The 20,634-nt window shown below is 56.8% G+C and carries 19 protein-coding genes and 1 pseudogene; 8 read left to right on the forward strand and 12 right to left on the reverse strand.

Annotated elements, in window-relative coordinates:
* Window positions 1–21: 21 nt before the first annotated feature.
* The 3 genes from CQ13_RS32485 to CQ13_RS32495 all read left to right on the forward strand — a co-directional run bounded on the left by CQ13_RS32485 (window position 22) and on the right by CQ13_RS32495 (window position 2,227).
* The gene (locus CQ13_RS32485) at window positions 22–1,053 is read left to right on the forward strand and encodes a TAXI family TRAP transporter solute-binding subunit (RefSeq protein WP_057846877.1); all 1,032 of its coding nucleotides are present in this window, start codon (window positions 22–24) and stop codon (window positions 1,051–1,053) included.
* Window positions 1,054–1,193: 140 nt separating this feature from the next.
* Complete coding sequence (locus tag CQ13_RS32490; protein ID WP_245309478.1) at window positions 1,194–1,676, forward strand: hypothetical protein; 483 nt, start codon at window positions 1,194–1,196, stop codon at window positions 1,674–1,676.
* The gene (locus CQ13_RS32495; RefSeq protein ID WP_245309479.1) at window positions 1,676–2,227 is read left to right on the forward strand and encodes a DsrE family protein; all 552 of its coding nucleotides are present in this window, start codon (window positions 1,676–1,678) and stop codon (window positions 2,225–2,227) included. The genes CQ13_RS32490 and CQ13_RS32495 overlap by 1 nt, the downstream gene beginning before the upstream one ends.
* A gap of 417 nt (window positions 2,228–2,644) precedes the next feature.
* Here CQ13_RS32495 and CQ13_RS32500 read toward each other — a convergent pair whose 3' ends face one another.
* From CQ13_RS32500 to CQ13_RS43695, 7 genes are all read right to left on the reverse strand, one after another.
* Window positions 2,645–2,974, reverse strand: coding sequence for a hypothetical protein (locus CQ13_RS32500; protein WP_057846878.1), 330 nt, complete (start codon window positions 2,972–2,974; stop codon window positions 2,645–2,647).
* Between the two features lie 164 nt (window positions 2,975–3,138).
* A complete protein-coding gene (locus tag CQ13_RS32505) occupies window positions 3,139–3,531 on the reverse strand; it encodes a hypothetical protein (protein WP_057846879.1) in 393 nt (130 codons plus the stop codon).
* Window positions 3,532–3,801: 270 nt separating this feature from the next.
* On the reverse strand, window positions 3,802–3,996 hold the full coding sequence (locus tag CQ13_RS32510; protein ID WP_057846880.1) for a hypothetical protein: 195 nt from the start codon (window positions 3,994–3,996) through the stop codon (window positions 3,802–3,804).
* A gap of 1,558 nt (window positions 3,997–5,554) precedes the next feature.
* Window positions 5,555–7,126 carry an IS66 family transposase gene (gene tnpC, locus CQ13_RS32520; RefSeq protein WP_057846882.1) on the reverse strand — a complete coding sequence of 524 codons (1,572 nt, stop codon included), beginning with the start codon at window positions 7,124–7,126 and terminating at the stop codon, window positions 5,555–5,557.
* A 128-nt stretch (window positions 7,127–7,254) separates the two neighbouring features.
* Complete coding sequence (gene tnpB / locus CQ13_RS32525) at window positions 7,255–7,548, reverse strand: IS66 family insertion sequence element accessory protein TnpB (RefSeq protein ID WP_347337077.1); 294 nt, start codon at window positions 7,546–7,548, stop codon at window positions 7,255–7,257.
* Entirely contained in the window at window positions 7,545–7,952 is a 408-nt protein-coding gene (gene tnpA / locus CQ13_RS32530; RefSeq protein ID WP_057846883.1) for an IS66-like element accessory protein TnpA, read from the reverse strand. Before tnpA ends, tnpB begins: the two co-directional genes overlap by 4 nt.
* Window positions 7,953–8,429: 477 nt before the next feature.
* Window positions 8,430–8,651: an NUDIX domain-containing protein gene (locus tag CQ13_RS43695; protein WP_156434041.1), complete on the reverse strand. Its 222-nt coding sequence runs from the start codon at window positions 8,649–8,651 to the stop codon at window positions 8,430–8,432.
* A 1,664-nt stretch (window positions 8,652–10,315) separates the two neighbouring features.
* Here CQ13_RS43695 and CQ13_RS41855 point away from each other — a divergent pair.
* Window positions 10,316–10,756 (forward strand): hypothetical protein, encoded by a 441-nt coding sequence (locus CQ13_RS41855; protein WP_156434042.1) that lies wholly within the window; start codon window positions 10,316–10,318, stop codon window positions 10,754–10,756.
* A 359-nt stretch (window positions 10,757–11,115) separates the two neighbouring features.
* On the opposite strand, the pseudogene CQ13_RS41860 reads toward CQ13_RS41855, so the two are convergent.
* Window positions 11,116–11,298, reverse strand: a pseudogene (locus CQ13_RS41860) (hypothetical protein); the annotation flags it as partial.
* A 133-nt stretch (window positions 11,299–11,431) separates the two neighbouring features.
* Here CQ13_RS41860 and CQ13_RS32550 point away from each other — a divergent pair.
* Together CQ13_RS32550 and CQ13_RS32555 are read left to right on the forward strand one after the other, a co-directional pair.
* Complete coding sequence (locus tag CQ13_RS32550) at window positions 11,432–12,571, forward strand: PqqD family peptide modification chaperone (protein WP_197427517.1); 1,140 nt, start codon at window positions 11,432–11,434, stop codon at window positions 12,569–12,571.
* Window positions 12,558–13,634: a nucleotidyltransferase family protein gene (locus CQ13_RS32555; RefSeq protein ID WP_063800207.1), complete on the forward strand. Its 1,077-nt coding sequence runs from the start codon at window positions 12,558–12,560 to the stop codon at window positions 13,632–13,634. The genes CQ13_RS32550 and CQ13_RS32555 overlap by 14 nt, the downstream gene beginning before the upstream one ends.
* A 78-nt stretch (window positions 13,635–13,712) precedes the next feature.
* Here CQ13_RS32555 and rfbD read toward each other — a convergent pair whose 3' ends face one another.
* Together rfbD and rfbC are read right to left on the reverse strand one after the other, a co-directional pair.
* Window positions 13,713–14,627, reverse strand: a complete 915-nt coding sequence (gene rfbD, locus CQ13_RS32560; protein ID WP_057846887.1) for a dTDP-4-dehydrorhamnose reductase — start codon at window positions 14,625–14,627, stop codon at window positions 13,713–13,715.
* Window positions 14,627–15,181: a dTDP-4-dehydrorhamnose 3,5-epimerase gene (rfbC, locus tag CQ13_RS32565; protein WP_057846888.1), complete on the reverse strand. Its 555-nt coding sequence runs from the start codon at window positions 15,179–15,181 to the stop codon at window positions 14,627–14,629. The genes rfbD and rfbC overlap by 1 nt, the downstream gene beginning before the upstream one ends.
* A gap of 126 nt (window positions 15,182–15,307) precedes the next feature.
* Here rfbC and rfbA point away from each other — a divergent pair, with 126 nt between their 5' ends.
* Both rfbA and rfbB read left to right on the forward strand, forming a co-directional pair.
* The gene (gene rfbA / locus CQ13_RS32570) at window positions 15,308–16,183 is read left to right on the forward strand and encodes a glucose-1-phosphate thymidylyltransferase RfbA (protein ID WP_057846889.1); all 876 of its coding nucleotides are present in this window, start codon (window positions 15,308–15,310) and stop codon (window positions 16,181–16,183) included.
* Between the two features lie 26 nt (window positions 16,184–16,209).
* On the forward strand, window positions 16,210–17,277 hold the full coding sequence (rfbB, locus tag CQ13_RS32575; protein ID WP_057846890.1) for a dTDP-glucose 4,6-dehydratase: 1,068 nt from the start codon (window positions 16,210–16,212) through the stop codon (window positions 17,275–17,277).
* A 1,921-nt stretch (window positions 17,278–19,198) separates the two neighbouring features.
* Here rfbB and CQ13_RS32590 read toward each other — a convergent pair.
* Both CQ13_RS32590 and CQ13_RS32595 read right to left on the reverse strand, forming a co-directional pair.
* Window positions 19,199–19,351, reverse strand: coding sequence for a hypothetical protein (locus CQ13_RS32590; protein WP_156434044.1), 153 nt, complete (start codon window positions 19,349–19,351; stop codon window positions 19,199–19,201).
* 740 nt (window positions 19,352–20,091) lie between these two features.
* Window positions 20,092–20,400, reverse strand: a complete 309-nt coding sequence (locus CQ13_RS32595; protein WP_082637788.1) for an H-NS histone family protein — start codon at window positions 20,398–20,400, stop codon at window positions 20,092–20,094.
* Window positions 20,401–20,634 lie beyond the last annotated feature (234 nt).

Consider the following 20,634-nt stretch of genomic DNA (forward strand, 5'->3'; position numbering starts at 1 on the left):
CAAGGACAAGTGGAGATAGAGATGAACACGCTGCCGAAACCATGGTCGCTCTTGCTCCTCGCGGCGATGGCGCCCGTTACCTGGATGCTTCAATCGGTTGACGTGTACGCGCAGTCGGCCAAGAGCCAAGCGCCAGTCACCAGCCGCACCTCTGCGCATGACCAAAGAGAAAAGATCAACGCCTGGACTGTCGGCCTCGCCGGCGGTTTGCTGGAGGGCGCGCCCATTCGCCTGGCGGCAGAGATGGCCCGAATCGTCGATGACGGTCCGAATCTACATGTTCTGCCGATCGTCACCCGGGGCGCCACCGAAAATGTGAATTCGCTGCTCTATCTGCGTGGCGTCGACACCGCGATCATCAATTCCGACGCGCTCGAAGAATACAAAATCCAGATACCGCAGATCCGAAGCCGAATAACCTATCTCCTCAACCTGTTCCCGTCGGAGCTGCATATTTTCGTGCGACCTGAAATCAAGACCTTGCAAGACCTCGCCGGCAAGAAAGTGAATTTCAACACCCAGGGCACGGCCGCTGCCTATTCAGGACCGCTGATCTTCAGCCGTCTAGGCATCAATGTCGAAAAGACCTTCATTCCGCACCAGATCGCTCTGGAGCGGATGCGCAAAGGCGAGATTGCCGCCGTCCTCTTCATCACCTCAAAACCGGTTGACGCTTTCGTGCGCGGACGCTGGGACGAAGGCTACAAATTTCTGTCCGTCAATTTCGACGGCAAGTTCGAGGATTACTACTTGCCGGCAACGCTTGAGGCGAGCGACTATCCCAATTTAATCAGGCAGGGCGAACGCATCTCAACGATCGCGGTGCCGACCGCCTTGGTCGCGTTCAACTGGTCGCCGCGATCGAACCGTTACCCGCGTGTCGCCCGTTTCGTAGATCACCTGTTTTCGCGGATCGACCGGCTGCAGGCCCCGGGATTCGATCCGAAATGGAAGTCGATCAATCTCGCCGCAACCGTCCCCGGGCTAGACCGCTTCTCGGCCGCGCAGGAATGGCTGGATCGCGCGGCGCGCAGCGCACAGGCGCGGCCGTGAAGAGAGCCGCGCTCCCGCTCGCTGTGCTGTTAGACGCAGCATACAGCATGACTTTCGCGCAAGGTGCCAGCGAAGCAATGGCGCATCTTCGCGCGTGCTCTAATGTGGAACTTACCGCGCGACAGGAATGTTTGGAAACAATGCCGCGCAGTATCACACAGGCGGCCGCGGCAGACAGTGACAACTGGCTTGTCAGCGAGACCACCTCGCCCGTGGACTATTCACCGGTCGTTGTGGCGACCACGTCGTCTCGCAGCGGCTCTGATAGCGCCACGATGCAGCTCTCGATCCACTGCCGCGGCGGCCGTACCGAACTCGTGATCACGGGACCTGCGGTCTCGCGCAGCGCCGAGGAATACCTGATCTCCTACCGCATCAATGACGATCTCCCAGTGCAGCTTCCCGCTGCCCGCCCATCATTCGGAGTTGGCGCCGCGCCCAGGGGCGACATGGTGCGCATGTTACAATCGCTCCCGGATGAGGGGGAATTCGCTGTGCGCCTTTCCTCGCGAACAGGTGTGGCGTCCGAGGGACATTTCTTGCTTGGCGGCCTGAGGACTGTCCGCGAGAAGCTGGCGACGGCATGCAAATGGCCACATGCCGTTGCCAGGCCACGCAGCTAATGGTCATCGAACAGGAAGGAACTCACATGACAAGACTCGGCAAAATGGCTGGAGCCACAGCGGCAATTGCGGCACTGCTCTTGGTCGCACCGCCGTCGGAAGCGCAGGTGAACAAGAAGCAGTCTACGCAGGCGACCAAGCTCACGGCCGGTACCAAAATGACGACCACTCAGGATGCCACGAAGCCGCACCGCCTTATTCTGCAGGTAAACAGCAACGAGCCGGCGATGATGAATCTCGCGCTTAACAATGCGAGCAACGTAGCTCAGTATTATCAGGACCTCGGCGAGAAGGTGAATATCGACATCGTCACCTTCGGTCCCGGCCTGCATATGCTGCGTGACGACACTTCGCCGGTCAAAGCGAGGATCAAGGCGCTCTCGGAAAGGCAGCCTTCGATTTCCTTCGAAGCCTGCGGCAATACCCGTGAAAACATGGGGCGGGCCGAGGGCAAGGAGATTCCGCTGATCTCGGAAGCAAAGGTCGTAAAGTCGGGCGTGGTGCGTGTGATGGAATTGCAGGAGCAGGGCTGGACCTACGTCAAACCGTGATGCTCGATCCACGCGAGAGGCCGCGATGGCGCGGGCGATTGCCAATCCTGCGAGGGACGGAAATCGCGCCGACTGCGCAAGGGAGTCGAGATGTTGTTCGCAATGGCGGTCGCGACAAGTTCCTCCTCGCAGCACCGCCCAGCGGAAACCAGCTAAGCTAGCCCCAATGCCCAGCTAAAACCGGCCTGAGAAGCGGTCCGGTTCGTGCGGCGGGTTTTGGGGCCTCCTCTCGCGGACGACTTCCCCAACGGAATACTCTGATAGCAGACCCGGGACGTCCGCTGAACGTTGAAGGGGATCACTGCAAGCGAACTCGCGTAATCATAAGCTACGTTGGCAGTACTGAGGGTGAAGTCGAGCACGCAACATCGACGCTGACTCGCGCCGTGCTATTCGCTTGACTCCGCGAGAGGACGTCTAGGCACGGTCGTCAGCCTGGCTGGTAATGGCCACAACCTCCACTCTGTCTACCTTAATCAGCATAACAAACGTGAAATCGTCTGCAGCCGGCGCCAATCCAACAGCACGTTCGAACGCGGCTACTTCTTTCTTCGTAGCCGGCCGAAGCCCGAACACAGAATCCACTGGGCAAATGGGGACGCCGTCCGAGGTGATCTCATACAAATCCAAACGGAAGTCTGGCACCGCGCACATACCGCGTGCAAACTCGATGTTTTGCGCCTGAAGCGCAAGCGTCGGCCTTCCGTTGATATCGAGCGTGAAGATCTTGCGTCCCGGCTGCTCCAATTTTCCTATGCCCTTAGAGACAGTATATTAAAAAGCGGAGAATCTTGCATCGCGATCACGAATGGTCAATCTTGATCGCCAATTGAATGCAGCGTCAACAGAAATTACCCTAGGGGAGATGCAGACAGGCTGCCGAGGCCCTACCCGGCAGTATTCAGCGTCTTTCAACCCGCCTCTCTTAAGGGCCGAGGTTCAGGATATGCGCAGGCCTCTTTTAACAAGGCATCGGTGGCGCCCTTCAAGACAGCCGCGTCATCGCCCGGCAAGTAAGACGCTTCTAGATTGAACATGATAATGGTTAGTCCCAGCGCGCGCGGCCAATCACCCGCATCCGATAATTGATCTATAGTTTTTGAAGCGTGCTTCAAAACTTCCTTTCGTTCTGCGCTGGAGGCGCTCGCGTAACGCCGACTTAGAAACTCGAAACTCGACTTTACAACACCAAAGCACGCCGATTTTGCAGCAGGATCTGCCGCATCAATCTGCGGCCTCAAGTTTTCGTATCGCCTGCGGAGGACATTGGCTCGCGCCTCGTGCCAGAGGTTCGAAAACTTCATTCCCCCTCCCGATCAGCTTCCCTGATTAATAACCAATTAGAAACGCGGAAAATGCGGCGGCCATGCGGCGGAAAACCCCGGGATCGTCCGGGGAATTGTCCCGGTCTCGCGCGGCAAAAGCTAGCCGGCGCCCATGAACTTCCCCGGCCCCTTGAATAGAATTGTCTCGTTGGGGCCGAAGCACGGGTACTTTGCCGGACACTTGCCTTGAAGCGCTAACAAACGCCGTTCCAACCCGACAAGGCAACCTCAAAGAACCAGCCTCGGCGCTCAGGCAGTTCCCGGCTCCGCACTACCGGAGGCACCTTCAAGGATCGCCAAGGTCTCGATGGCCGACTCTTCTTCTAAAAGACGACTTTCAATAAACTGGCGCTCAGCGTCGGTCAGCATCGTCTTCAGCAATTGCCGGTAGCGATGCACGTTATGGCGATGCGTTCGCAATCGAACAAAGGTCTCCTCAATCATAGGTCGCTACTCTCAACCAATGTGTCAACATTAGATACGTCAAATGTATTACGTTTAAAAGGAACTCGTCCGCCCAAGGTTATCGTCGGCGACTAGGCTGTCAATAACAAACGGAGCTATGGGTTAAGCGGCGACGTCCTGGCGAGGATCTCGCAATTTGATGCCCGTGCGGACGTCAAAGTCGAGTTCACGGAATTCAGGCACTACCAGCTGGGCCACCGTGCCGCCGGGTGCCTGTCCAACCGACCCGTCCGCCCTCCCGCCCCCCGCATTTTGCGTTAACCGCCCTAGGCCGACGGTATCGGCCGGATCGCAGCACGTTCCCTGCCGTCAGCATGCCGGCTCGCGGGTATTTTGCAGACCGGCGATACCGCGGGGTTTTCTCTCCTTCGCCGAACTTGCCCTGATTCACAGCAGACCGACCGGTGACACCTGCTAGCCATAGCGGGACAGCGTGCCGTCAGTTTACCCGAGAATGCTCCCAATTCGAACCAGACAAGTGCTGACCAAGCTGTTCGCGATACATTCGCTGGTTGACCGTGTCCGTGGTTTGATTGCGGACTGAGTCAACTAATCCCGCGGTCGGACCGCCTCAGGAGTACGCGCCGATACAACCGAACGGAACGGCAGCGTTTGGGTTCGCACCTGGCGCTGCTCAAGTACATCCCTCAAAACTGCGGTTACCTTACGGTCTATAAGCTCGAGGCGGTCGGCAGTTGCATTGGTTTGAAGACGAAGCTCCAGCAATTCATCGCCGATGAGCCGCCTAACCGTTACCCCCACAAGCACAGAGAACACGTAGCAGATAAATAGTGCGACCAAAATGCTACTTATGATTGTTCGGTATTCAGGAAATACGTTCCAGACCGCAGCACCCAGAATTGCGGCCGTAGTCCAGCCAACGAACTTTGAAGAATGTCTCCATTTTCAATACTCCTACAAAGGAGTCGAAGCTTCGTATCAAACTAGTTGTACGCTCCTCATTGCGGCGCTGGATTTCAGTTAAACGGATCGGGCTTACGGAATTACGACCGTAATGAGTCGATGCCGTGGGCCACGAAAATTCCGAGACCTAGAACCAACAGAAATGCGATTACGGCATCGAACACAGCTATAAGCGAAGGCCGCTTCTTCTGATCAGTCAAAAAGATTCAACTTCATAAGAGAAGGTTCTGCCTGACTGGTGCATGAGGGCCACAATGAGCCAGCCAATTTCGGGTTACCTCGCTGCTTTCGTCTCGTCGGCGCATGTCGAAATTTTGAACATCTGATCAGATCACCCTCTGCCTGCAATGGCAGAAGCCGAAATAGGCGATGATCGCGAGTGCTCGGCACCACCATCGGACCCGCGCACAGCGCATTTTTCAGGCTGAGCGTGATCGGGCGGATCGAACGTTCGACCGTTGTTATAGAACTCGATGCGGCTATCATCGATAAAGTGCGTGGTACGTTTCCGCCCTTAGCCGGACGATCTTGCAAACCGAGTTTAGTTCAGACGAACGTACGCGTCCGGTGACGGCCCCTGGTTAGGTCATCTTGAGCGGATGGCTGACCGGGCTTATGCGGCGTGAGCTACGTTCTGAGATCGCCGATTCCAGGGCATGAGTTCGTGGATGCGCTTGGCGGGATGATCCGGCAGGCGGGCCAGCACGTCGGCGAGCCAAGCCTGTGGATCGATGTCGTTGAGCTTGGCGGTGGCGATGAGTGTGTAGATCGCAGCCGTACGCCGGCCGCCCTCATCGGAGCCGGCGAAGGTCCAATTTCTTCTGCCCACGGCGCCAGCCCGAAGCTCGCGCTCGGCGGCATTGTTCGACATGCAAAGCCGTCCGTCATCAAGGAAGCGGGTAAATGCGTCCCAGCGGCTGAGGCAGTAATTGATTGCTTTGGTCGTATCGTTGTTCCTGGAGAGCTTGGCGCGCTGTTCGCACAACCACGCCTGCAGTTCGACGATCAGAGGGCGGCTACGCTCCTGGCGCACGCGCAGGCGCTCCTGCGGAGCAAGACCGTTGATCTCACGTTCGACGGCGAACAGGATATCGATGCGCTTGACCGCCTCGGCCGCGATCGGCGCCTTGCTGAGCCGCGCGAGATCGAAGAACTTGCGCCTGCCGTGGGCCCAGCACGCGGCCTCGATGATCGGGCCTCCGTTGCGATTGGCCTCGTAGAGCTTGCTGAACCCGGCATAGGCGTCGGCCTGCATCAGTCCGGCATAGCCTGCCAGATGCTGCTCCGGATGCTCGCCGCCACGGTCCGGCGAGTAAAAGAAGACAGCCGCCGGCGGATCTGGCCCGGCAAACGGGCGGTCGTCGCGCACATAGGTCCAGAGCCGGCCGGTTCGGGTCTTGCCCTTGGCCAGGACCGGCACTGTGGTGTCGTCGGCGTGGATGCGTTCGGCCGTAAAGACATGGCTCCGGATCGCGTCAACCAGCGGCATCAGTGTTGCGGCGGAGCCGCCCACCCAGTCCGCCAGCGTCGAGACATCGAGGTCGATGCCTTCGCGCTGGTAGACGTCGCTCTGACGATTGAGCGGCAGGTGCAGGCCGTACTTGGCGAACAGGACATGGGCCAGCAGCTTCGGCCCCGCACGTCCACGCGCAATCGGGTGCGAGGGAGCCGGCGGTTGCGTGACCGCTTCGCAGGCCCGACAGACGAGCTTCTGGCGCACGTGCTGGATCACTTTCCACTGGCGCGGAACGAGCTCCAGCGTCTCGGTCACGTCCTCGCCGATCTTGCGCAACCGGCTATCGCCGCAGCATGGGCAGCTCGCAGGCACCGGATAGACAAGGCGTTCCCGCGGCAAATGCTCCGGCAGCGGCCGGCGGGCTGGCTTGCGGCGCTCGAACGATGGCACCGCAATCTTCTCGGCTGCCATCTGCGCCGCGGTCTCGGCTTGCGCCGCGTTCTCCTCCAGATCGGCGAGCTGTAGCTCGAGCTGGTCCAGCAATGCGCCTCGCTCGGAGGACTGTCCGAACTGCTCGTGCCGCAGCTTCTTGATCGTGAGCTTGAGCTTCTCGATCAGCCGTGTCCGTGCCTGAGCTTCCGCCTCCGCGGCCAAGCGGGCCGCCCGCTCGGCGCGCAGCATCGCCTTCAGGGTGGTCACATCGTCGGGGAGAGAATCATCGGCGCCCATCGCCGACCAGAGAATCACAAGACGCGGTCTCTGTCCGGACTGCTGGTCGCGCCGTCGATTCAAATCACAGCGATCAGCCGGCCGCCTGCGGGCGCCAGGTGTGTTGCGGCATGCGCCAGTCAATCCCCTCAAGCAAATAGCCGAGCTGGGCTGGGGGTGATGGTCACCACGCCATCGGCCGACGACGGCCAGAGGAAGCGGCCGCGCTCCAGCCGCTTGACGTAAAGCGACATGCCCAGCCCATCGTGCCAAAGGATCTTGATCAACTTGCCGCTTTTGCCACGGAACACGTAGAGGTCGCCGCCGTGGGGATCGCGCTTGAAGGCTTCCTGCACCAGCAAGGCCAGCGAGTTCATACCGCGGCGCATGTCGGTGTGACCGGTCGCAATCCACACCCGCACGGCGGGCGGAATGGGGATCATTGCGGCCGTCCCTCGGCCAGCGCCGCGACCACGGCCTTCAGCGTCGCCGCGTCGACCGTGCCCGTGATCCGCATCCGAGCCCCGGCCGCAAACTCGATCTCGATCGCGCCGCCGCCGGCCGGCCCGACCGGACCAAGCGTCGGCCCCGATTCCGCGACCACCATCGCCGGTACGAAGCCCGTTTGATGGGCGGCATCCTTCGGCTCGGGGCGAAACGACCCTCGCCATCTGAGCAGCAATGAGCGCGAAACGCCATATCGCCGCGCCGTCGCTGCGACCTGGCGCGGCGCCTGTAAGCTCTCCAGGACGATCTTGAGCTTCTCATCCTCGGACCAGCGCCGCCGTCGGCCTGTGTCCACTACTTCGAGCCGTTCGACTTGGGCACTGCGCCTATCACTGTCCATAAGGACAGTTCTCAACAACACGCCTCACTTGGCAAGGCGGCCTTCGCCGGATGGATACAGACGAACGAACTCTCCCGCTCGGCATTTGCTGGCGCTTCGCCGAGGTCATCACTCGCGAGAGTAATGCGCAGGTCGTCGCTGTCTCGTAAGCACAGTTTTCAGGCCACAGCATTGAGATCGTGACGGTATAGGCCCCACGGCGGCAGCTGATCGATCTCGTTATTCGGACTACCATTGACGATCCTGGCGAGCGCCACCCAAGTGGTCCGTCAAGCATTCAGGTAAGCTTTCAATGCAAGACGCGTAGTCGGTGCAAGCCTGGGCTCGATCTCGGTAAGCTCCATCGGTTCTACGATAAGAAGAGATCCTTCGGTGACGGACAGCGCCTCCACTGGAATATCGCGCACGACGAAAAGATGTCCGTGGATCGTTCCTCCCTTGCTGTCGATGTCCTCACCGTGAAAGCTTCCAAGATGCTCAAAATGATCCGCCGGGACAAAATATCCGATCCTCGTGTAGCTCGCGAACTATGCACTCCAAGAACGTTTCGTCGCCCTCGCGGTGACCACCAAATAGCCCAATCTTGCCCGGGCTGGTGATGCCCACAACATTGTCACGCAATTGAAACAGGTAACGTCCAAAAGTATCAAAAATGATTGCACCGGTAGTTTCGCGGTGCCGCAACTGCTTTTCCTTCACACTGCATATCCTTCATTTCGCATTCCTCTGTCACCACATCTTTCTAATCTCCTCCGATTTGCGCGCCTCCCTAATGCGGCATCTCCCCGGGGCAATCAAATCATTCTGCTCGATGTCGTCGCCCGCCTCGCCCTTGCATCGCCTTCGTAGAGACTGAAAGTGGTGAGTTCCCATGTTTTGCGACGGCTCTTTCGCGAACAGCAACTCTGCGATGACGCGATCATCAAGGATGAGCATCAAATTGAGCTCTTGCGAGTCATCAGCCGAGCCGATCACGTGGCTGCCAATCGACTGCGATCTGCAGGGTCATTCAGTGAACTTCTCGGAACTCCTGACATGCGGGGTGCGAGGCAATATAGATAGGCCGGGCACAGCCGAAAACTGCGTGTTAAGCTTGACGCGAGTATCCAGGTCGATCCTGGAACCGATACCAGCGTTCGATGGTGCGAGTTGGTGTCGTTACTGCCAATATCGGGCTAAGCCCCCGCCGCATTCACTTCTGCACCGATTGTGATGGAGACGATCGGCGACCTGCCGATCGGGCGTCAAGCCGAAGCACCTATCTCATCATCATTCATTGCTACCGATCCTCAGCCGGTCCTCACCCCATTTGCAGGCGTGATCTCGCTCACTTCGCTCGATCACATGGGATGCACGTGCCCCCGTTCGACAGTTGCATTTCATCGAAGCTTCGAGCTTCGATCTAATCTTTCGAACAATTGTATCACCTCGGAGCTCAACTCAATTGTGTCTGCTGTCGGCAATTGCTTCTGGAAGGGGCGCGGCGCCTGCTTTTCCAGCGCGAACGATGCGGCTTGCGCCAACGCGAGAGCTGATGCCTTCCTCTCTGCGACAGCCAGAAGTATGAGGCCGATAGCCATAGGAAATAGGCCGATGAACTCCCAGTCGTCGATCGCAAAACATAGTACGAGACCGAGGATAAGAAGAGTTGCTCCAGCAATACGCATCCCCACACCAACTGAGAAGCACCTGATACGTACGTAACGTCGCGTACCAGTTGTCCGAACCGTAACGTTCCATACCATTACGCAACAAAATCAATCAAAAAGCGCGCATTTTTAATGGCTTTGGCGCGCCTCCACAAGTTAGAGCAGGTATCTGCAATCAATTGAAAACGGCTCGGCTCAGAAAGCGACCGCGATCTGTTTTCATCGCCACCGCGATTGCATGAACAATCTGCGATTGGGCGTCCTGCGCGCCGTCGCCTCTTCGGCCCTATGGACTGCTTCTCGCAGTTCAAGCAATTCGGCTATCTGAACGGCGAGGCTGCGCGTAATATCAGCAGCAGCTCTCAGTTTCTCTAATGATTGACGCAATTCTTCTGCCATCGGAACATTCCTCGGGAAATCAGAGCCTTACCGAAATGGCAAACGATGCGTCCATTGGATATTAGCTTTAACCCTACCGATGAACCTTGATTTAGTGGCACTGCTGCGTGATCGGCGCCCTCGCGGAGAGTATGGATCCTGCAGGAGCTCGCTGACCGAGGCCTTGAGGTAGGGCTTTTATGCACCTCTTGGTATAATTATACCGTCCGCCTGCACACCATAGAAGCGTGCGGAAAATCATCGTCGCACATTTAAATTGTCGTCTCTCTGATTATAATTTAATATGTCCTAAATTAACTGACTGGGAATTGCGTCATGTCCAACGATATCGAGATCGAAGATCGCCGCAAGTTTCTGATTTCATGCGGAAGATTTGCCGCTGTAACCCCGCCGGCTATGACCTTACTTCTCTCCACTTCGCTGACATCAACGGCGATTGCTCGATCAGGTAGCCACGGCAACGATGGTGGGCCAGGACGCTCCTTTTTCGACAATGATCCCGATCCGCCCAAGGAAAAGCAGGTCTCCGACGATCGTCGCTCGCGAAAGGATGAAGCGAGCCAGGGAGACGGTAATCACGCCTCGGTTGGCGGTGGCGGAGGTGGTGGGAGTGGCGGCGGTGGTGGTGGCGGGGGTGCTTCGGCAGCGAATGGCTCTCGCGGCGGCGGTCCCGGCGGCTCTCGCGGCGGCGCGGGATCAGCACCAGGCTATGGTGGTGGTGAAGACGATAAATGGAGGAGAGGCAGCAGGTCCTGATCAGTGGAGTTGCTGTGCGTCGTCCTCGTTGTAGTCCCAACCGCGTTCAAGCCTTCTGCAGAGCGGCTCGCTGAAGCGTAGTACCTACTTCCTACCGAGGAACATGAAATCTAAAGGTCGGATGGCGATCGCGCTGCGCGCCCTCGACGTCGATAACACATGATGTAATCGCGCCCAGGAAACAGTTGTTAGTCCATCCTCGAGCCGCGGAACATCATCGGCATATTGCGGCCACCTCAACTCGCGGATAATCGAGGATCGTGCGCCGACAGCTTGATCCGGATCGATAGGAATGGCTAGAACAACCAGTCAAGGAACCGCTCAAGCCAGTTCGGCAGATCAGGGCGGTGACGCGGTCTTCCACCTTCCCCACCGCTGCCGGAGCGTGCAATCGCATCGGAATTCAGTGAAGTCGACAGTAACAGGGTCACAGCGGGTGGCGTCACAACGGCAAATCTGCCGCATGCCGCCAGAAACTTCCGCCTGTCAGCATCGAGCTCTAGCTCTGCCTTGAGGACTGGTTCGTCAGTGTTCTTGTTCATGGCTTGGGATCCATTCAATTCGACCGACCGTGTCAAGTTCCCTCTCCACTTTCAATTTACTCTATTTAAATTTTCAGATTAAATAGTGTCAACCTCATCGCGAAGAATATTTTGGCGCACTGTGGAGCCCTGCGTGGCATTCGGACGAGATCTGACGGAACCCAGGCCTGAAAGCCCGATTCTGCTGCGTCCAGCCGCGGACGCGTCGTTTGCGTTAATTGATGATCGACCCGTCCTGTTCAGCGAGAAAAACCAGCGGATCTATGAACTAAATCAGATCAGCGCTTTCGCGTGGTGCAAACTTCTTGACCAAAATAAACTCGAAACGATTGCTGATGAACTAAGCGAGCTTGGGCTCGACCGCGAGCAGGCGCGTAACGTTATCAGTCAAGCCTTGCAACAATGGCTGGATTTGGAACTGGTGGAAATGGAATGGAGGCTCCCATTCGCCAGCGCGCTCCAGACCCGGTTGGCGCAGCGAGCAATCAGCATCAGAGCCTCCAATGAAGCATTGATCAAATCTCTTGAGCCGCTCTTTTGCGACTTAGACTCGGTAGGCGATCTAGCAGATATCACAATCGAAGTTGTAGAAGTCGGTGACGAGGTTCTCTTCCGCAACTGCAGAAAGAGCATCAACAGGTGTCCCATCACGAGTTTGGCTCCCGCGATCAAGGCCGACCTCACCGAGCGCATTATTCTACAGGATCAGCCTGATTTCGCTCTGCATGCCGCTTCGCTTGTCTTTGGCGATAAAGGACTGCTGTTATGCGGGCAGCCGGGCGCCGGTAAATCGACCCTCGCGCTTCAGTTAGTCGGCGACGAGTACCGATATTGCGGTGATGACGTCGTCATGATTTCTCCAAACGGTCTCGCGCAAGGGCTTCTCTTCGCGCCGACCATCAAGCCCGGCACATGGGAGACGATTTCGAAAACTCGCGACGATTTAGAATCTGCCACTGCCCATGATCGCACGGACGGCATACGCGTCCGGTATCTACCCGTAGCAGATGTGCATAAGGGAAGCTTCCAGATCGAGTGGATTATCTTTCTCAATAGGGTTGACGGGACATCGGCCAAACTGACGCCCCTTGGACAAATCGAATCCATGCAGCGAGTGATCAACGGATCTTTCGCTGCCAACGGCAAACTATCTCTAGCGGGGTTTGCAGCGCTGAAGAAAATAATCGGTGGGGCCGGATTGTTTGAGCTGACCTACGCGGAGGCTGCTGACGCAGGGCGTAAGCTGAGAGGTCTTTGTCATGGCTTTTCCTAGCAGCACTCTGGTCGAGCTCTGCCAGTGCCTCAGAGGCAAAGCGCCCCGTAACCTGAACTGGATGGCCGTGTTGGAACTGGCCAACAAGACGCTAACGACCCCCTTCTTGATCGATCTGGTTGATCAACCTGACCAGTCAGTTCCCAAGGATGTAAAGACTTTCGTTCGAGAGATCTACCGGCGAAACGCGCTTCGGAACGAGTTCCTGAGGACTCAATTGGAAGAGGCGGTCGCGGCGCTTAATGAACGGGATGTGATACCGGTGCTGCTAAAGGGCTCAGCAATTCTCGCAACAGCTGCTCCTGAACGCCGCGCAACCCGAATCATGGCTGATCTCGACATATTGGTCGATCCCGATCAGATGGAGACGGCCTTGCAAGCGCTCGCCGACCTCGATTATCAGTCCCATTTTCGAGCCCCGCCGGAGAGCAAGAAGCAGTACAGTGACCTTAAACGACCGCGCGACGTTGGTATGATTGATCTACATCAGGAAGCGCCTGGTCCAGACTATTTCTATCGTCCTGCGGGCAAATTGCTTGCACATTGCACGCCCATATCGGTTGGCCGTGGGACCGCTTATCTTCCGACCACGACTTTTCAAGCTTTCATGCTTATCATTCACGACCAGTTTCAAGATGATGATTACTGGGTCGGCGAAGTAGATGTGCGACATCTGGTCGAGCTGAGAGAGCTGGCTAACTCGTCGGAAGGAATAGACTGGAACCGCATGATGTCATTTGCTCCGGGCCGCTTGGCGCGAAACGCTATCGCGAAGCAGCTGGTCGCCCTCGCAGAATTGCTTGGAGTTGACGTACCTGTTGACCTTCGCAAGGGGTCCATTCCACGGCTTCAGTTTAGGAGGTTATTGCTGCAGTCCCGTTTTCCGCTTGCACGTTGGCCTCTCCTCTCGGTTGCGCTTCTTGACTACGGAAATTACAGGAGAGAGCTGGGAGCAGACTACCAGACCGATCCCCGAAGGAACGCAACACTGACGTTGCCACGAACCCACACGCTGCGGCATCTCTTCGGACTTGTTGGCAATCATCGCATCGGGAAAGTCTAGCGGACGGCGTTGGAATTGCCGTTCGTATCCGAACTGCCGGGCCGAGCGGGAAAAGGCAGGCGGGGCCGACGGGCGGTTTCATCGAGGGAATGAAACGTCATCTGCTGCGACGAAACCGTCAAGCTCCAGCGCCAATGCATTTCGCCAATTCGGCATGACCACACCGAACTCGTCCCTGAGGCGAGTCAGGTCGAGGCGCGAATTGCTTGGCCGTTTGGCCTTCGTCGGAAAGTCGGCGGTGGAAATTGGAACGATGGTTTCGACTTCGAGTTTGAGGCCTCTGTATCTCAGCCCTTCGACAATGGCGCTTGCAAATTCGTGCCAGCTAGTTTCCCCAGCGCAAACGAGGTTGACCACGCCACCCTTTCGCGCGAACAGATCATTCAGGTTTGCGAGGTTTGGCAGTACGATGTCGGCTATGGCCGTCGCGATCGCTCGAGCCGTCGTTGGCGCTCCGATTTGATCCGCGACGATGCGCAGTTCCTTGCGCTCGGAAGCTAGGCGCGCGATGGTACGGAGGAAATTGCTACCCTTGGCAGCATACACCCACGACGTGCGCGCGATCAGATACGGCCCACCCGCCGCTATGATTGCCATGTCCCCTGCGAGCTTGCTCGCGCCATAGACGGAGATTGGGCCCGTGGGGCTGTCCTCGCGACGTGGCGCATCACCAGAGCCGTCAAAAACGTAGTCTGTAGAGAAGTGAACGAGTGGCACGCGATGCTTAGCTGCCCATTGCGCGATGACCTCGGGCCCTTTGGCATTAACGAGGAACGCAAGCTCGCGCTGCTCCTCGGCGCGATCAACCGCAGTATAGGCGGCCGGATTTACGATAAGATCGGGCCTGAAATCCTTGAGCCGGTCCGTTAACGTTGCCGGCTTCGACAGGTCAAATTCGGAAGACGACGGGGCTATAACTGTGCCTTGGGCAGCTAACAAGGGACGCAATGTGCCGCCGACCTGGCCGCTCGCTCCCGTCAACAGGATCCGCATCAGACTTGTCCATACATCGGCAGATTCTTGACGTCGTTCAGCAGCGGGGCATCGGCATCTTTGGCTGAAAGCGAGGGAGCTTCAATGCCCCAATTTATACCGATCGCGGGGTCATTCCAGCGGATGGAGACTTCATTCTTGGGGCTGTAAAGATCGTCGCACTTGTAGAAGAAGTCTGCGGTCTCAGATAGGACGACAAAGCCATGTGCGAAGCCACGGGGAACCCACAATTGTCGTCGGTTCTCCTCGCTTAATTCTACGGCAACATGGCGTCCGAAACGCGGGCTCCCCACCCGCACATCCACCGCCACGTCCAGGACCCGGCCGCGCAATGCAGTGACGAGCTTACCTTGGGTGAAGGGGTTTTGCAGGTGTAGCCCACGCAACACTCCATGGCTGGAGCGGGACATGTTGTCCTGCACAAATGGAAGGCTAATGCCGTGCTTTGCATAACGCGGCATTTGGTAGGTTTCCAGGAAGAAACCGCGTTGATCGCCAAACAGCCTCGGCTCCAGGATTAGGACTTCGGGAAGCGCTGTCGCAATAACGTTCATCTTGTCCGACCGAGCAACATTTCACGTTAGCCAAATACCAATTTTTTCCAACCAATACCATTTTAATATGCTATATTAAATGTACTATATTTAATATGATTAAGTTAATTGAATCTGTGAGGGCCTATGAAGGGCATTATTCTCGCCGGAGGCACGGGTTCCCGCCTCTATCCGGTCACGACAGTGGTTTCGAAGCAACTGCTGCCGGTCTTCGACAAGCCGATGATCTATTACCCACTCTCGACCCTCATGCTGGGCGGAATCCAGGATATCCTGATCATCTCTACCCCCCAGGACAAGCCATTATTCGAGCGCCTCCTGGGCAATGGCTCGCAGCTCGGACTGCGTTTTTCCTACCTCACGCAGGCGTCTCCACGCGGGATAGCGGATGCCTTTATCGTCGGTCGCGACTTCGTCGGCAATGATCCGGTTGCGCTGGTGCTTGGCGACAACATCTTCTATGGCAACGGCCTGGCTGAGCTGCTCTTGAATGCGACTGCCCGTAGGAAGGGTGCGACCGTCTTCGGTTATATCGTCAAGACGCCCGAGCAATATGGGGTCATTGAACTCGATGGCAACGGCCGCGCGCTCTCTATCGAGGAAAAGCCGAAGCAGCCAAAGTCAAATTTGGCCGTCACAGGACTATATTTTTACGACAATGACGTTCTGAAGATTGCTGCCGAGCTCAAGCCATCTGCGCGCGGCGAGCTCGAGATCACCGACGTCAACAAGACTTATATGGAACGCGGCGATCTCCATGTGCAGGCGCTAGGCCGTGGCTTTGCGTGGCTCGACACCGGGACGCATTCCTCTCTCGTAGAGGCCAGCAACTTCGTCCAGGTCCTCGAGCAACGCCAGGGCCTGCGCATTGCATGCCCGGAAGAAATCGCGCTGCGGCAGGAGTACATCTCGCTCGAAGCCTTTGAGGCTTTGGCCGAGAAGACCGCCAAAAGCAGCTATGGCGAATACCTGAAATCTGTAGCCGCTTCCTTCAGACGGTAGATGCGGGACATAGGAGCAAACTGAACATGCGGTTTCGAGGCTGGACAATCTTCGTTACGGGAGGCGCGGGGTTCATCGGATCCGCAGTCGTACGGCATCTGCTGCAAGACACACACGCACGGGTTGTCAACATCGATAAGCTGACTTACGCGGCGAATCTTGAATCGCTACCCGGCACGGCCGGGAACATGAATTACTTCTTTGAGAAACAGTGCATTTGCGATGGGCTCGGCCTTCGTCGCCTATTCGAGAAATATCAGCCAGATGCAGTGATGAACCTCGCCGCCGAGAGTCATGTTGATCGATCGATCGATGGACCCGCCGAATTCATTCAGACCAACGTGGTCGGTACTTTCACAATCTTGCAGGAAGCATTGCGCCACTGGCGCTCGCTCTCGGGCGAGAAGCGCAAACATTTCCGCTTTTTGCACATTTCCACAGATGAGGTGTTCGGCTCACTTGGGGACGAGGGGTTCTTCACGGAGACAACAGCCTACGCTCCGAACTCTCCTTACTCCGCCAGCAAGGCATCATCAGACCATCTGGTACGCGCGTGGCATCACACCTACGAACTTCCGACGCTGGTCACAAACTGCTCGAACAACTACGGACCCTACCATTTCCCCGAAAAACTAATCCCGCACATGATCATCAGGGGATTGGCGGGCGAGTCCCTGCCCGTGTATGGCGACGGAAAGAACATCCGCGATTGGCTCTATGTCGAGGATCACGCCAAGGCGTTGAGTCTGGTCCTGGAGCGGGGAAGTATAGGCGAGACCTACAACATCGGTGGCCGTAACGAGCGCACCAATCTGCACGTGGTCGAACGAATCTGCGACCTGCTCGACGAGATCAGCCCGAACCCGAGCGGCTCCCACCGAAATCTTATAAATTTTGTTCCTGACCGCCCCGGGCACGATCGCCGCTATGCAATTGATGCCTCCAAGCTCGAGCGAGAGCTAGGATGGCGTGCGGAAGAGGATTTCGAAACTGGAATCTACAAGACAGTGCGCTGGTACGTCGACCACCAACCATGGTGGCGGGCGATTGCGAACCGGGGATACACCGCGAAGCGGATCGGATTGAATAGGTGAGCGGAGTACACCAGCCGGCGACCAACGTCCGCTCGCACCAGAGCTGCAAGACGCCTCAAACGAACGACGGCGCAGGTGGCTCGAAAGGAAGTGAGGTCGCCTGGCAGGGGCCGACTGTACCAGATCCGCCTTCCCTTGGGCATGCTGTTAGTTTCCGTATCCCAATTCAAGGCCATGGAAGCCACTGTCTAACCCTGCTATATTTGATATATTAAACATTATCTCAGCGTGCGTTGGGCGTTTCTTGTTTGTTGACCGTTCTTTCATCTCAAGTTGAGGCGGGTCTTCCGCCTGAGGTAAGTGGTCCTCCAAATTTTGGGAGGTCGCTTTTTGTGATGTGATCACAGCCTGCATCGACTCACTGACACTCCTCAGAGCGGAGCGAAGTTGATCCCATCAGGCCTCGATGGAAATTCTAGTGTTGGTGATCGAAGTATACTGAACCCACGCTACTGGCTAGCGTTGGTGTCTCGTGTGCGCTGAACCGCTAGCATGAGCGCGAACGCTCATCGGGGCGAAGAAAACTGAAGAGAGATTAATGACAGGAAACCGATTAGCCTTGGTTGTTGTCGCGAGCTCTTTTTTCACCCTCACCGCTGAGGCAAGATGCATTTGCCAATGCGTTGAAGGTCGCCTGGTACCGCGATGCACAACCAGCACCGATATTCCGCCCGCCTGCCCCTTGTCGGTCTGTGAAATGACACCGCCATCCATTTCGCCGCCGATGCAGGTGCCACCCGTTGGCCGCTCCCAATGCTCGCAGCGTCAGGTCTTGAATCCCGCAACCAGACAATACGAATCGCGTGTTGTTTGCAACTGAAGCGACTTTTGCGGGCGTGTTTGAAAAAGGAGGTCTGACATCAGTGCCAGACGCCCACAGGCCGTACAGGTCAGTTTCGGCTTCAGGTCAGGCGAACGCACGTCATCGCCCCACTGCTTGATATCCGACGAAATCGCGGGTTCGGGCGCGAAGGGTTGGAAGCCGTCGGTAAGATGTAGAGGTCAACACGCCTCCAAGACTGCGCGACGAGACGACGTCACTCAGATGCGGCGAAAATCTTCAGACTCGCAGGATGAACATTACGGAAGCGACACGAACGAAGGTGCGCGATGATCCTGAACTCCCCACCCACCGCTGTTCCCGATTTAACCTTTACCGCCCGTATCAAGCTTAACGAACGAATTCTATTGCTCTCGATCATCGGGCGGATAGCGTGCACGACGCCGGACAATTGCCCCCGTCCGGCGCAACGTGGCGAAGCCGCCGGGCGGCCCACAGTCAGTTCAGCCCGCCGCTCGGCGACTTCGTTAGGGTATGAGGCCGCTAACGAAACTGCGCGGAGACGGCTCCATGTTCACGGCAATTGATCCCCCGGAAACGCAAAGCTTCAAGCCAGCAGGCGCGGAATTCTGGCATCTTTGGACCGTGATACTTCCCAGGCGATCCATCACCGGCCGTCTCGTGCGCGGGCGCGTATGGCGTCGACATGACGGCCGCCATTGGAAATACAAGAAATTCATCGAGTACGATGAGGACGGAGAATGATATCGAGTCCTCGAAACGATCGACGAGCAGTTTGCAGGGCAGGTATCGGGAGAGGCGCGCTGCTGTTCTTCAAGGGGCAGCCCGGCGCGCGCGGCTGCAAGGTCATTGACATCTCGGATTGTGGCGCAAGACTTCGGACACACAATCTATCGGTACTGCCGAGCACCTTCGAGCTGACCTTCGACAATTTTGAGACTATCCGAAAGTGCCGCCTAGTTTGGCGGGATGGCGAATTGCTCGGCATCGCTTTCGAAAATTAAAGGCTATGCCTCATCACATCAAATGAGCTGCGCGTCCAACCAGGCGGACGCCAAGAGCCGGTCCATCCAGCAGCCTGCAGTCCGTCAGCAATGAGCTGCGCGCCTGAATAAGCGACTAGGGATTGTGCGACTTCGTCTGCCCTACATCGCTCGACGGTTGATCGAGAATCTGCAATCTACGCTCGAGATCGGCCTTTTTGGCCTTCAGCTTCAAGCTGAGGACATCTTGCATCAGCTCGCGGAGCCTAAACAGCTCATCGATCGTCATGGATTCCCATTCGCTTTTCATGACGCGCCCCACAATCATGAGTCGAAACGACTATCGATTGTAATGAGGAGTTCTATGATTCGATAGAGGGCCAATGCCCGGTATTCGGCAACTGCCCGACTATTCCATTCCGTCGAGCTCGCGAACATTCCATAGCGAAACTGCCAGGATGATAAGAGATGGCATCCACGCGAGCGTGGCTCCAAATGCTACGGCTTGCAAAGTGGTCATGGATCGCTCCCAATTCCCCACTCACGAACCTAACTGCTCGTAATTAAATTGTAGTTGACAGCTCAAATCTTGACGTGCCGATGCCGATATCAAGGCATTTATGCGATGCGAACAGTTGGCCGCTTGGTGCGACTTTCCTCGTGATTGTGTGTGCGATGCAGCGCGAACGCCCGCCAGCGGATGAGCCTCAGAGTTTTTATGCGACGCCTCACCGTCCATGCGCCGCCCATGCAAGCACAACTGATCGGCAGCTCCGGCAGGCTTTGCGGCCAGCAACCGGCAGTCTGAATCCCGTGTTGTTTGTGATCTGTCGCAGCTTCAAACGCGAACTGGATATAAATCCAATGACAGTGTGGATCTACGTCGACACTCGCAAGCCGCTGTGGGGAACCAGGTACATCTCAAGCTATTCGCAAACGCGGAGGTAGCGAAAGCGTGGTTCGAACGGTACAACCCAGAAGGCGTTGCGTTTGCATAAGGTTTTGGAGTTAGCCTTATCGGGCGGCGGCTTATCGTCTATTGACTGCCTTCTTAATTCTGAAATCCTCGATACGCCTACCCGAGCGCAACTGCGCTACCAGCCAAAGCGGTTGCTTGCCACGTCCGGCCCAAGTCTCGGACGGCTGATCAGGATTGCGATATTTCGGGGGTACCGCGGGGTAGGCCCGGCGCCCTGACACTGGGGCTTCCAGCAGCTTCAGACGCTCTTCTAACTGCAGTTTTTCCGCTTGGATTCTTTGCTGCAACAATTGAGAGATCTCAACATGCAGCGACCAAAGGTCGTCGGTACTCATCCGTTCGAGATCGATTCGTTTCATGGCTAACTCCATCATTACTTCTCATGCACAGGCTTCCGTTATTTCTCCGCTATTTTAATAATAAACCAACGTTTGCTTTCGGATTAAAGTGAGGTAAAAAGCGTAGTGAGCATTTTGTGAAGTAAAATCGCGGCCAAAATGCCCATAAACGGTTCCGGTTATGGAACCACTCGCTGTATCCAGAATTTTGTTTAGTTATTGGTGCATTTTGTTTTTAGTTATGTAGGGGTTGAA

Source organism: Bradyrhizobium retamae (assembly GCF_001440415.1).
In the GTDB taxonomy this organism is placed as follows: domain Bacteria; phylum Pseudomonadota; class Alphaproteobacteria; order Rhizobiales; family Xanthobacteraceae; genus Bradyrhizobium; species Bradyrhizobium retamae.